Annotated in this window: 8 protein-coding genes; 1 reads left to right on the top strand and 7 read right to left on the bottom strand. The window is 72.8% G+C overall.

Annotated features, from left to right (window positions below; translation table 11 throughout):
* Positions 1 to 9: 9 nt before the first annotated feature.
* From ACZ6B8_RS11380 to ACZ6B8_RS11370, 3 genes are all read right to left on the bottom strand, one after another.
* Complete coding sequence (locus ACZ6B8_RS11380) at positions 10 to 963, bottom strand: 3-hydroxyacyl-CoA dehydrogenase NAD-binding domain-containing protein (protein WP_471607057.1); 954 nt, start codon at positions 961 to 963, stop codon at positions 10 to 12.
* A 150-nt stretch (positions 964 to 1,113) separates the two neighbouring features.
* On the bottom strand, positions 1,114 to 2,001 hold the full coding sequence (locus ACZ6B8_RS11375; protein ID WP_471607056.1) for a beta-keto acid cleavage family enzyme: 888 nt from the start codon (positions 1,999 to 2,001) through the stop codon (positions 1,114 to 1,116).
* 127 nt (positions 2,002 to 2,128) lie between these two features.
* Complete coding sequence (locus ACZ6B8_RS11370; protein WP_471607055.1) at positions 2,129 to 3,019, bottom strand: TetR/AcrR family transcriptional regulator; 891 nt, start codon at positions 3,017 to 3,019, stop codon at positions 2,129 to 2,131.
* Positions 3,020 to 3,477: 458 nt separating this feature from the next.
* Between ACZ6B8_RS11370 and ACZ6B8_RS11365 the strand changes: the two genes are divergently transcribed.
* Complete coding sequence (locus ACZ6B8_RS11365) at positions 3,478 to 5,355, top strand: NAD-binding protein (RefSeq protein ID WP_471607193.1); 1,878 nt, start codon at positions 3,478 to 3,480, stop codon at positions 5,353 to 5,355.
* Between the two features lie 31 nt (positions 5,356 to 5,386).
* On the opposite strand, the gene ACZ6B8_RS11360 is transcribed toward ACZ6B8_RS11365, so the two are convergent.
* The 4 genes from ACZ6B8_RS11360 to ACZ6B8_RS11345 form a co-directional block, all read right to left on the bottom strand.
* On the bottom strand, positions 5,387 to 6,238 hold the full coding sequence (locus ACZ6B8_RS11360) for a metallophosphoesterase family protein (protein ID WP_471607054.1): 852 nt from the start codon (positions 6,236 to 6,238) through the stop codon (positions 5,387 to 5,389).
* Positions 6,239 to 6,285: 47 nt separating this feature from the next.
* A complete protein-coding gene (gene qcrB, locus ACZ6B8_RS11355) occupies positions 6,286 to 7,941 on the bottom strand; it encodes a cytochrome bc1 complex cytochrome b subunit (protein ID WP_471072782.1) in 1,656 nt (551 codons plus the stop codon).
* Between the two features lie 76 nt (positions 7,942 to 8,017).
* Positions 8,018 to 9,922, bottom strand: a complete 1,905-nt coding sequence (locus ACZ6B8_RS11350) for a helix-turn-helix domain-containing protein (RefSeq protein ID WP_471607053.1) — start codon at positions 9,920 to 9,922, stop codon at positions 8,018 to 8,020.
* An 86-nt stretch (positions 9,923 to 10,008) separates the two neighbouring features.
* Positions 10,009 to 11,412, bottom strand: a complete 1,404-nt coding sequence (locus tag ACZ6B8_RS11345; protein WP_471072788.1) for an MFS transporter — start codon at positions 11,410 to 11,412, stop codon at positions 10,009 to 10,011.
* Between the last annotated feature and the right edge of the window lie 207 nt (positions 11,413 to 11,619).

Genomic DNA, 11,619 nt, shown 5'->3' with positions numbered 1-11,619 from the left:
CGGACTCGCTCACTTCTTTCCTCCGTTCAGGCGGCCGGTCGCGCGCAGCACGTCGATGACGCCCTGGTCGCGTTCGGCGACGAGGTCGGCGATGGTGCGGTCGCCCGCCTCCTCGTCGCAGCCCGCGACCACCGCGTCGTACAGCTTCCTGTCGAGCTCGGGGGCCTCCAGACGCGTCCACGGCGACTTCAGGGACGGGCCGAAGTGGTCGAGCATGTGGGCCATCCCGCCCTCGCCGCCCGCGAGCGCGAAGGTGAGCATCGGGCCCATGAACGCCCACCGCAGGCCGGGGCCCTCGGTGATGGAGTCGTCGATCTCCTGGACGGTGGCCTCGCCGTTGGCGACCATGTGCAACGCCTCACGCCACAGGGCCTCTTGGAGGCGGTTGGCGATGAAGCCCGGCACCTCGCTCTTCATCGTGATCACGGACTTGCCCGCGATCTCGTAGAAGCGGGACGCCCAGGCGACGGCCTCGGCGTCGGTCCGCTCGCCGCCGACGACCTCGACGAGGGGTATGAGGTACGGCGGGTTGAAGGGGTGGCCGACGACGAGGCGGCCCGGGGTCGCGGCCTCGGTCTGCATGTCGGTCATCGGGTAGCCGGAGGTGGAGGACGCGATGACGACGCCGGCAGGCGCCGCGGCGTCCAGTTCCGCCAGCAGACCGCGCTTGAGCTCCAGCTTCTCCGGGGCACTCTCCTGCACGAACTGGGCGTCGGCGACGGCCTCTTCGAGGGTGGCGGTGACCGTCAGGCGGTCCTGCGAGGCGCCTTCGGCGAGACCGAGCTGGGTGAGCGCCGGCCAGGCCGCCTCGACGAGGCGGCGCAGCCGCGGCTCGGCGTCGGGTGCCGGGTCCCAGGCGCTCACGTCGTAGCCACGGGCCAGGAAGTGGGCGACCCAGCCACCGCCGATCACCCCGGCACCGACACAGGCGACGCGGCGGACTTCTTCGGGAGAGGTGGTCATAGGGGTGGGGGTTCCTTTCGTTGCTGCGTGTGAGGGGAAGCCGGATAGTGGCGCGCGCCGACGGTGTCCTAGGGGCGCGGGGAACGGTGCGACCAGCCACAGCCCGCCCGCACCGAAGACACCCCGGACACCGCCCGATCCAGCGAGGCGCTACCGCTTGAGGCCGAGCTTCTGCCGCGCCTCGTCCGGCGTGGCGACCCGCGACCCGAGGTTCTCGGTGATCTGGACGGCGCGCTCGACGAGCTGCCCGTTCGTGGCCTTGTTTCCCTTGCCCAGGTAGAGGTTGTCCTCCAGGCCGACGCGGACCTGGCCGCCGAGCAGGATGGACTGCGCGACCCACGGCATCTGCATGCGGCCGAGCGCGAAGCTGGCCCACTGGGCGCCCTCGGGCAGCATGTTGACCATGGACTGCAGGACGCCGGGGTCGGCGGGCGCGCCCCACGGGACGCCCATGCAGAGCTGGAAGACGGTGGGGTCGTCGAGCAGGCCCTCGGCGAGCAGCTGCTTGGCGAACCAGAGCTGGCCGGTGTCGAAGATCTCCAACTCGGGGCGTACGCCCAGTTCCTGGATGCGCCTGGCGCCCTGGCGGAGCATGTCCGGGGTGGAGATGTAGAGGTTGCTGCCGTCGCCGAAGTTGAGCGAGCCGCAGTCGAGGGTGCAGATGTCGGGGAGCAGATCCTCGACGTGCGGGAGCCGGTCGAGGCCGCTGACCAGGTCGGTGCCGGGCAGGTGCTTGAGCGGCTCGTCGGGGTCGATGACGAGGTCGCCGCCCATGCCCGCTGTCAGGTTGATGACGACGTCGGTGCCGGTCTCCTTGATGCGCTCGACGACCTCGCGGTACAGCCGCGGGTCGCGGGAGGGGTCGCCGGTCTCGGGGTCGCGGACGTGGATGTGCACGACGGCGGCGCCCGCCTCGGCGGCCTCGACCGCGGAGGCGGCTATCTGCTCGGGCGTCACGGGCACGTGCGGGCTCTTGCGCACGGTGTCGCCCGCGCCGGTCAGGGCGCAGGTGATGATGACGTTATCGTTCACGGGCATGCGGAACTCTCCCTCGGGGGTGGGGTGTTGTGGAGGTGGGGGCTGGAGCGGTTCGAAAAGTGGGGCCGCCACGCGGGGAGTACGCGGCGTGCGACACGTGCCATGCGTACGAGAGGTCTACGAGAGGTCAGCGGGCGGTCAGCGTCGCGTCGACGTAGGCGGTGAGGGCCTCGTGCATGTCGTCCGGGCCGGTGCCGGGGCCGTCCGGCGTCGAGGCGAGCACCTGGGTGGCGAGGCCGTCGATCAGCGCGGTCAGCCGCAGGGCCGCCGCTCCCGGATCGACGGGGCGGAAGGCGCCCTCGGCGACGCCGCGCCGGATGACGTCGGCGACGGTGCTGCGCCACTGCCGGTAGTAGTCGGCGTGCAGCCGGCCCACGGCGGTGGAGCGGGCCGCCTCCGCCCACAGGTCGAGCCACACGCTCCACTGCCAGCGCTGCTGCGGGGTGCGGGGGATCTGCAGCGCGATGAGCTGCCGCAGCTCGTCGGCGGTGTCGGCGGCGTCCGCGATCCTGGCGGCCCGGCGCGCGGTGTCCTCGTCCATGCACCAGCGCACGGCGGCCTCCAGGAGGTCGTCGCGGCCGGGGAAGTGGTAGTGGATGGCGGCGGTGCTGGTGTCGCAGGCCGCGGCGATGTCCTGGACCCGGACGGCGTGGAAGCCGCGCTCCGCGATGAGGCGGACGGTCTCGCGGACGATCTGCAGAGGCCGGCCGCCCTCGGGGGACGGCCCGCCGCCGCGCGGCCGCCGGGCCCGCGGGGCGACGGTGTCGGACCTCCCGGACCCCGCTGACCCCGCGGGCCCGGCGGGCTCCGTGCCGAGGAGCCAGCCCGCGTCGACGTGTCCGATGGCCGCGACCCGGGCCAGCTCGGCCGCGGTGAACCGGCGCGTGCCGCCCAGGGAGCGGGACAGCTTCGACGGGTCCATGACGATCCGCCGGGCGAACTCCCGCTGGGTCACCCCGGCGTCGGCGATGACCTCGCGCACCCGCTCGGACACGTCGTCCCGCTGCTCTGACTGCATGGTGAGCCACCGTACCCATGCGTTGCGATGAGCACAACATGGCGTCACGAGAATCCGGCATTCCCCGTACGCCTACTGGAGCGGCGGCGGAATTGCGATACTGACTGATGCATCAGTCACATCCGGATGCCCCCTTCGAGTTCGGGCGGGAAGGCGCCTTCTCGGCGCGCTTCCCGGCCGGAGCGACGCGCGACGAGACATGCGGGGCGGCGATTGGGGCCCCGGCAAGGCAGCGGACAACACGCAGATGGCGCGGCACGTCGCCGATCCCCTCTTGGCGCGCGGCGGACTCGGCCCTCGCCGCCGTCACCGGCGCCCGGTACGGGCTCGACGGCCTCGTGGAACTCGCCGGGCGGCTCGACTGCGGGAACCAGCGCCTCACTTGAGGCACTCTTCTGTCTGTGTCGCACGCATCTTCGCTTCCCCCGCAGCGTCCGCCGCTCGCCGCACCCGGCCACATGGTCGTGTGCGGCGGCGACAACGCCCTGGCCCATCGGCTCGCCGCCGAACTCCGCGGTGTCTACGGCGAACAGGTCGTCCTCGTCGTCCCGCCCGCGGGACGCGACGAGCGCCGGCCGTCCGGCCGGGCCATGACCACGGCGCTGCTCGGGCGCATCACGGCCGCCGTCTCGCGCACGACGGGCAACGGGAACGGGAACGGCGAGGGCGGCGGCGTCCCGGGGCTGCCGCGGACCCTGGAGTCCGCCGACTTCACCGACGACGTGCTCACCGAGGCGGGCATCCCACAGGCCACCGCGCTGGCCCTCATGCACGACGAGGACGAGACCAACATCCGCACCGCGCTGGCCGCCCGCCGGCTCAACCCCCGGCTGCGCCTGGTGATCCGGCTGTACAACCGCAAGCTGGGCCAGCACCTGGAGGAGTTGCTCGACCAGGCCGCCGCCGTGGCGGGCCTCGCCACCACCGACGCCAGCGTCACCGTCCTGTCCGACGCCGACACCGCGGCACCGGCCCTCGCGGCCACCGCGGTCGCCGGGACCAGCAAGGTCGTGCACGCCTACGGGCTGCTGCTGCGCGCCGTGGAGCGCACGCCTCCGGCACCGGGCCAGGTGGCGCCGCGCGGTCTCGCCACTCTCGCGCTGCTCTCGGCGACCGCCAACGACCCGGCGGGCGCGGAGGGTTCGGACGACTCGGGAGCGGGCGCGGGGCCGCGGCTGCTGCCGGACGACGCCGCCGTGGCGGCCGCACCGGGGCGGGGCGCGCTGGTCCTGGAGACCGTCTCCTACTCGGGGGCCGCCGCGGGGTCCACGCCGCCGCCCGGCTTTCTCGCCGGTCTGGGCGTCCCGCTGCGCCAGCTGTTCTCGCGCCGGCTGCGCTGGTCGGTGGCCGGCTTCGCGGCGGCCGTCCTCGGCATGGCCATCGCGTCGATCGTCACCACCGACGACACCCCGCTGCACGCCACGTATCTGACGCTGCTCGACCTGTTCTCCCTCAACGACCCGGCCACGGACGGTCCGACGAGCCGCCAGATCCTCCAGCTCCTCGCCGGCCTGGTCGGCCTGCTGCTCCTGCCGATCCTTTTCGCCGCCGTCCTGGAGGCCCTCGGCACCTTCCGCACCGCCTCCTCACTGCGCCGCCCGCCCCGCGGCCTCTCCGGCCACGTCGTCCTGCTCGGTCTCGGCAAGATCGGCACCCGGGTGCTCGCCCGGCTGCGCGAGCTGGACATCCCCGTGGTGTGCGTGGAGGCCGACCCAGAGGCACGCGGCATCTCCCTGGCGCGCCGCCTGCGGGTGCCCACCGTGATCGGCGACGTCACGGAGGAGGGCGTCCTGGAGGCGGCCAAGGTGCACCGCGCCCATGCGCTGCTCGCCCTGACCAGCGCGGACACCATAAATCTGGAGGCGGCCCTGTACGGCCGTTCGGTCAAGCCCGATCTGCGGGTGGCCTTGCGGCTGTACGACGACGAGTTCGCGACCGCCGTCTACCGCACCCTGCGCGCCGCGCACCCGGGCGCGCTGACCCGCAGCCGCAGCGTGTCCGCGCTGGCCGCCCCCGCGTTCGCCGGGGCGATGATGGGCCGGCAGATCCTGGGCGCGCTGCCGGTGGAACGCTCCGTGCTGCTCTTCGCCGCCCTCGACGTCTCACTCCAGCCGCAGCTGACGGGCCGCACGATCGCCGACGTGTTCCGGCCCGGGGCGTGGCGGGTCGTCGCGCTGGAGCGCGGCTCGGGCGGGGGGCCCGGCCTGTCGTCGGGCCTGGAGTGGGAGCTCGACCCGGACTACGCGCTGCGGCCCGAGGACCGGGTGGTCCTGGCCGCGACCCGTCAGGGCCTGGCCGAACTCCTCGCCCGCAGACCGCTCCCCGCCCGCCCCTGAGGGGACGCCGCCGGCCCCCGTCCGGCGCGCGTCAGCCCTCGTCCGACACGGGCAGGACCTGCCGCAGGTGCGGGTCGGGGTGGAAGTCCCTGCGCCACTCGCGCGGATAGCCGACGGACGCCTCGATGTGCGGCACCCCGTCGTGCACGGTGGTCCGCGGGATGTGCAGATGGCCGTAGACGACGGCCGCCGCCCCGTACCGCACGTGCCAGTCGGCGGTCCGCTCGGTGCCGCACCAGAGCGCGAACTCCGGGTAGCGCAGGACCCTGGTGGGCTCGCGCAGCAGTGGCCAGTGGTTGATCAGGACGGTGGGCATGCCCTCGGGCCGCTCGGCCAGCCGCTCCTCGGTGTGCTTGACGCGGGCGCGGGACCAGTCGTCGCGGGTCGCGTACGGGTCGGGGTGCAGGAAGTACTCGTCCGTGCAGACGACACCCGCCTCGTGGGCGGCCTCCAGCGCCGCCTCCTTCGTGTGCGTCCCCGCCGGGCGGAACGTGTAGTCGTACAGCAGGAACAGCGGTGCGACGACGACGGGTCCGCCCGCGCCGCGCCACACGGGGTAGGGGTCCTCCGGCGTGGAGACCCCCAACTCCCGGCAGCGTTCGACGAGATGCCGGTAGCGGTGCTCGCCGCGCAGCTGGACCGGATCGTCCTTGGGCGTCCACAGCTCGTGGTTGCCCGGCGACCACACCACCTTGGCGAAGCGGCCGGCGAGCGTGCGCAGCGTCCACTCGATGTCCGCCATGCGCTCGCCGACGTCGCCGGCGACGATCAGCCAGTCCTCGTCGGTGTCGGGCCGGATGGCCTCGACGTACTTCCTGTTCTCCGCATAGGCCACGTGCAGGTCGCTGGTCGCGAGCAGCTTCGGAGTCTTCTCGGATGCCATCACCTTGCGAGGCTAACCGAGCCGCCCCCTCAGTGGTGTTCGCCCTCTCAGTGGTGTTCGCCCTCTCCACGCCGGATCGCGAGGTACTCCTCCGGGGTCGCCTTCGGCACCTGCGCCTTGGGGCCGTACATGGCGCGGGCGAGCCGGGCCCGGATCCGGTCGGAGGTGCGCGCCTTGCGGCGCACGCCGTTCGCGTCGACCAGCGGGCCGATCTCGTAGGGGCGGGGTTGTTCGTGGGCGGTCAGCCGGTAGAGCTCGGACTGCGGCAGCGGTTCGTGGATCTCCACGTACTCGCCGTGCGGCAGTCGCTTGATGGTGCCGGTCTCCCGGCCGTGCAGCACCTTCTCCTGGTCCCTGCGCTGCAGCCCGAGGCAGATCCGGTGGGTGACGAAGAAGGCGACGACGGGCGCGACGAAGAAGCCGATCCGCACCATCCAGGTGATGGTGTTGATCGAGAGGTGGAAGTGGGTCGCCCACAGATCGTTGCCGCCGCCGACCATCAGCACGCCGAACAGCGCGAGCCAGGCGACGCCGAGCCCGGTGCGCACCGGCGCATTGCGCGGCCGGTCCGCGATGTGGTGTTCCCGCCGGTCCCCCTTGACCCAGGACTCGACGAACGGATAGACGCCGATGGCCGCCAGGATGACCGGGAAGAGCGTGAAGGGGATGAAGACGCCCAGTTGGAGCGTGTGCCCCCAGGCGTTGATCTCCCAGCTGGGCATCACCCGGATCAGCCCCTCGGAGAAGCCGAGGTACCAGTCGGGTTGAGCGCCGGTGGAGACCAGGTCGGGCCGGTAGGGGCCGATCGCCCAGACGGGGTTGATGGAGGCGACCGCGCCCATGAGGGCGAGCACGCCGAAGACGAGGAAGAAGAAGCCGCCCGCCTTGGCGATGTAGACGGGCAGGAGCGGCGCGCCGACCACGTTCTTCTCGGTCTTTCCGGGCCCGGCGAACTGGGTGTGCTTGTGGTAGAAGACCAGGATCAGATGGGCCACCACGAGCCCCAGCATGATCCCCGGGAGCAGCAGGACGTGGATGGGGTAGAGCCGCGGGATGATGTCCTCGCCCGGGAACTCGCCGCCGAACAGGAAGAAGGACAGGTACGTCCCCACGACCGGGGTGGCGAGGATGGCGCCCTGCGCGAAGCGGATGCCGGTGCCGGACAGCATGTCGTCGGGCAGCGAGTAGCCGGTCAGGCCGGTGATGATGCCGAGGAACAACAGGGTCCAGCCGAACAGCCAGTTGAGCTCGCGCGGCTTGCGGAACGCGCCCGTGAAGAAGACCCGCATCATGTGCACGAGCATCCCGGCGACGAAGACGAGCGCGGCCCAGTGGTGGATCTGCCGGATCAGCAGTCCGCCGCGGACCTCCATGCTGATGTGCACCGTGGACTCGTAGGCCCGGGAGACCAGGAGGCCCTTGAGCGGTGTGTACGGCCCGTCGTAGGCGACCTCGGACATGCTCGGGTCGAAGAACAGGGTGAGATAGGTGCCGGTCAGGATCAGGATGATGAAGCTGTAGAGGCAGATCTCCCCGAACATGAACGACCAGTGGTCGGGGAAGATCTTCCGCATCTGGCTCTTGGCCAGGGAGTTGATGCCGAGGCGTCCGTCCGCCCAGTCGGCTATCCGCTCCCCCTTGCCGGGCCGTGCGCGACGTGCGGGTGGTGCGTCCGGTCCGGTGCGCTCGATGCTTCCGCTCATGCGACTCCCTTTCAGGCGGTTCCAGGGTAGGTCGCATGGGTGACGGATCCAACAGGGCCGCGTGTGACAACTTCACTCAGTCGGGCGGCGCCAACCGGTGGAGTCTCAGGGCGAGTTGGATCTCCAGGGTGCGGGCCGGCGTGTTCCAGTCGTCGCCGAGCAGCCGCGCCACCCGCTCGAGGCGCTGCACCACGGTGTTCACGTGGACGTGCAGCGCGGTCTTGGCCTTGGTGAGGCTGCGGTCCTGGCCGAAGTAGGCCTCCAGGGTGCGCAGCAGCTCCGTGCCGCGTTCCGCGTCGTAGTCCAGGAGGGGGCCGAGGGTGGCCTTGACGTAACCGCCCAGGTCGGCCTGCTCGCCGATGAGGAGCCCGACGAAACCGAGGTCCTGGAGGGCGGCGCCGTGCCCGGTGTGGCCGAGCGCGCGCAGCGCGGAGAGGCAGCGCAGCGCCTCGGCGTGCGCGGCGGGAAGACCGGCGGGCCCCGTGGCCGGGCCCGCGGCGCCGACGGTGACGGGGGCGCCGACGGCCTGGCCGAGCGCGGCGGCGAGGGTCCTGGCGGCCTCGCCCGGGGTGAGGGCGGGGGTCACGAGCACCACGTCGTCGTGGTGCAGTCCGGCCAGGCCGCTGTGGGTACGGGCGGCGCGGTGGGCCGCGGCGAGCAGCCGGGGGCGGGGCACGCTCTCTCCGTGCGCGACGAACACGGCGTGCGGGCGGTCCAGGCGGACGCCGAGGCGGCGGGCGCGGCCCGTGAGGCCGGCCGGGTCGCCGGAGGGCGCGAGCAGGTCGCCGAGGAGTTCGCCGCGTACCCGGTCCTCGGTCTCGGCCACGGAGCGGCGCAGCAGCAGCAGGAGTGCGGTGACGACGCTCGCCCGCTCGAACAACCGCCGGTCGGCGTCGGCGAGTTCGGCCCGGCCGGTCAGGGCGATGCTGCCGAGGAGTTCGGGTCCGGCGAGCACCGCGCAGACCCAGGTGCCGTCCTGCGGCACGGCGTGGCCGCTGGCCCGGGAGGCGGCGACTGCGGGGGCGGGCGGTGGCAGCGGGCCGGTGCCGGTGCGGGCGAGCTCGACGCCGTCCGCGTCGTGGATGAGGACGCCGCCGTCGAGGAGCGCGGCGATGCCGTCGGCCACGTCGCCCGCGCCGCCGCCGCGCAGCACGAGGTCGGTGAGCTGGTCGTGGGCCTGCTCGGCGCGGCGCATCGCCCGGCTGTGCGCGCGGATGGTCTCGTTGGCGGCGTTGAGGTCGACGAGCGCGGCGCGGGTCTCCTCCAGGAGGCGGGCGCCGTCGATGGCGATGGCGGCGTGGTCGGCGAGGGAGGAGAGCAGCACGATCTCCTCGGTCGCGAAGGCGCGGGCGGCGCGGTCGGCCGCGTACAGCACGCCGATGACGCGCGGACCGAGCCGCAGCGGTACGCCGAGGATCGCTCGCAGCCCTTCCTGGCGGACGGCGCTGTCGATGGTGTCGGTGTGGTGGAAGCGGGGGTCCTGCTGGTAGTCACCGGTGGCGTAGGGGCGGGCGGTCTGGGCGACGAGACCGCCGAGCCCCTCGCCCATGCCGAGCCGCAGTTGCTGGAAGGCGGCGGCCACGCTGCCGTCGGTCACCCGCATGTAGGTGTCGCCGGCCGCCTCGTCGTTGAGGGAGAGGTAGGTGACGTCCGTGCCGAGGAGCAGTTTGGCGCGGCGCACGATGGCGCGCAGCACGGCGTCCGCGTCGCGCAGTGCCGCGAGGTCGCCGGCGGTGTCGAACAGCGCGGTGAGTTCGGCCTCGCGGCGGCGGTGGGTGCCGAGGGTGCGGTGGATGCGCAGGGCGACGTCGGTGGCCTCGTCGAGGGCGGTGAGGTCGGCGGGGGCGGCGCCGGCCTCACGGGCCCGGGCTGCGGGGCGCGTGAACTCCTCGGCGGGCGCGCCCCCGTCGAGCAGGTCGAGCAGACCGCGCAGGGCCGCCCGGGTGTCGGCGGGGCCCGCGCCCTGGGTGGTGGGGGGCATGGTGCGATGGTCTCCCGGCGGGGTGGGTGCGGTCGATGGGCTGTCCGGGATCGGCCGCCCGGCCCCTCGGGTCCCGGGCCGCCCGATCACCCCTGCGGTCGGCCGCCGAGCCGCACAGGGCCCTTGGCGCCGGGGTCCGCCGCGGTGCGCGGCGTGGGCGTGCCCGCCCCGTCCGCCGTCAGGTCCCGTCCCCGCGTCTCCCGCGCGAAGTGCACGGTCACGGCCGTGACGAGGGCGGCGAGCGACATGTAGAGGGCGACGGGCAGTGCGGAGTCGTAGTCCTTCAGGAGCTCGACCGCGATGATCGGGGCGAGCGCCCCGCCGATGAGGGAGGCCAGCTGGGAGCCCATCGAGGCGCCCGAGTAGCGGACCCGCGTGTCGAACAGCTCGGAGATGAACGCCGCCTGCGGCCCGTACATCGCGCCGTGGAAGAGGAGCCCCACGGTGACCGCGAGCGCGATGACCGGGAAGGACCGGGAGTCGAGGAGCGCGAAGAAGGCGAACGCCCAGCCCGCCATGCCGATCGCGCCGATCAGCGTGACCGGCCGGCGCCCGACGCGGTCGGAGAGCGCGCCCCACAGCGGGATGGTGACGAAGTGGAACGCGGAGCCGATGAGCACCGCGTTGAGCGCGTCGCTCTTGGGCAGCTCCAGGTGGACGGTGACGTAGACGAGGACGAAGGCCGTGAGGACGTAGTAGGAGATGTTCTCGCCGAATCGGGTGCCGATGGCGGTGAGGACCTCGCGGCGGCTCGTGCGGAACACCTCGATCACGGGCGGTTTCACCTCGGCCCCCGCGGCCGCGGCCGCCTCGGCCTTTCGCTGTGCCGCGAGGAAGACCGGCGACTCGGTGACGGAGATGCGGATCCACAGGCCGATCATCACGAGCACCCCGGAGAGCAGGAAGGGCACGCGCCATCCCCAGGCGAGGAAGGCCTCGTCGGACTGGACGGCGGCGAGCAGCGCGAGCACGCCGGTGGCCAGCAGGTTGCCGCCGGGCGCGCCGGCCTGCGGCCAGGACGCCCAGAAGCCGCGGCTCTTGTCGCCGCCGTGTTCGGAGACGAGGAGCACCGCACCGCCCCATTCGCCGCCGAGGGCGAAGCCCTGCACCAGGCGGAGTGCGGTGAGCAGGACCGGGGCGGCCACGCCGACGCTCGCGTGGGTGGGCAGCAGGCCCATCGCGAAGGTGGCGCCGCCCATCATCAGGAGGCTGAGGACGAGGAGTTTCTTGCGGCCCATCCGGTCGCCGTAGTGCCCGAAGACGACGCCGCCGAGGGGGCGTGCCGCGAACCCCACCGCGTAGGTCAGGAAGGAGAGCAGCGTGCCGACCAGCGGGTCGCTGGACGGGAAGAAGAGGCTGTTGAAGACCAGCGCGGCCGCCGAGCCGTAGAGGAAGAAGTCGTACCACTCGACGGTGGTGCCGACGAGGCTCGCCGCCACGATGCGGATGATGCCGGAGCGGGTGGGCGGAGCGGTTCCTTGCGAGGCCATGTGCACCACTTCCTGGTGTTCTGCGGGGACGCCTGCCTACCGGCTCAAGGTAGGAAACCGCAGATCAGTGGCGTATATGGCGGAGCCCCATGGTTCGGCGCCCGGCCGTGTGCACCACCGACATGCCCGCCCGGCGGCCGGGTCGCGCGGCGCGGCATCCGGACGTGCCGTTCGGACAGAAATTACTCACAGGTATGGCGTGACTTC

This window comes from Streptomyces sp. NPDC041122, from assembly GCF_055592445.1.
The sequence above is the reverse complement of the archived record's forward strand: the minus strand, read 5'-3'. Positions and strand labels throughout refer to the sequence as shown.

Coding starts and splice junctions, on each gene's coding strand:
- ACZ6B8_RS11380 (WP_471607057.1), bottom strand. CDS start 963: ATGACCACCTCTCCCGAAGAAGTCCGCCGCGTCGCCTGTGTCGGTGCC.
- ACZ6B8_RS11375 (WP_471607056.1), bottom strand. CDS start 2,001: ATGCCCGTGAACGATAACGTCATCATCACCTGCGCCCTGACCGGCGCG.
- ACZ6B8_RS11370 (WP_471607055.1), bottom strand. CDS start 3,019: ATGCAGTCAGAGCAGCGGGACGACGTGTCCGAGCGGGTGCGCGAGGTC.
- ACZ6B8_RS11365 (WP_471607193.1), top strand. CDS start 3,478: ATGGTCGTGTGCGGCGGCGACAACGCCCTGGCCCATCGGCTCGCCGCC.
- ACZ6B8_RS11360 (WP_471607054.1), bottom strand. CDS start 6,238: ATGGCATCCGAGAAGACTCCGAAGCTGCTCGCGACCAGCGACCTGCAC.
- qcrB (WP_471072782.1), bottom strand. CDS start 7,941: ATGAGCGGAAGCATCGAGCGCACCGGACCGGACGCACCACCCGCACGT.
- ACZ6B8_RS11350 (WP_471607053.1), bottom strand. CDS start 9,922: ATGCCCCCCACCACCCAGGGCGCGGGCCCCGCCGACACCCGGGCGGCC.
- ACZ6B8_RS11345 (WP_471072788.1), bottom strand. CDS start 11,412: ATGGCCTCGCAAGGAACCGCTCCGCCCACCCGCTCCGGCATCATCCGC.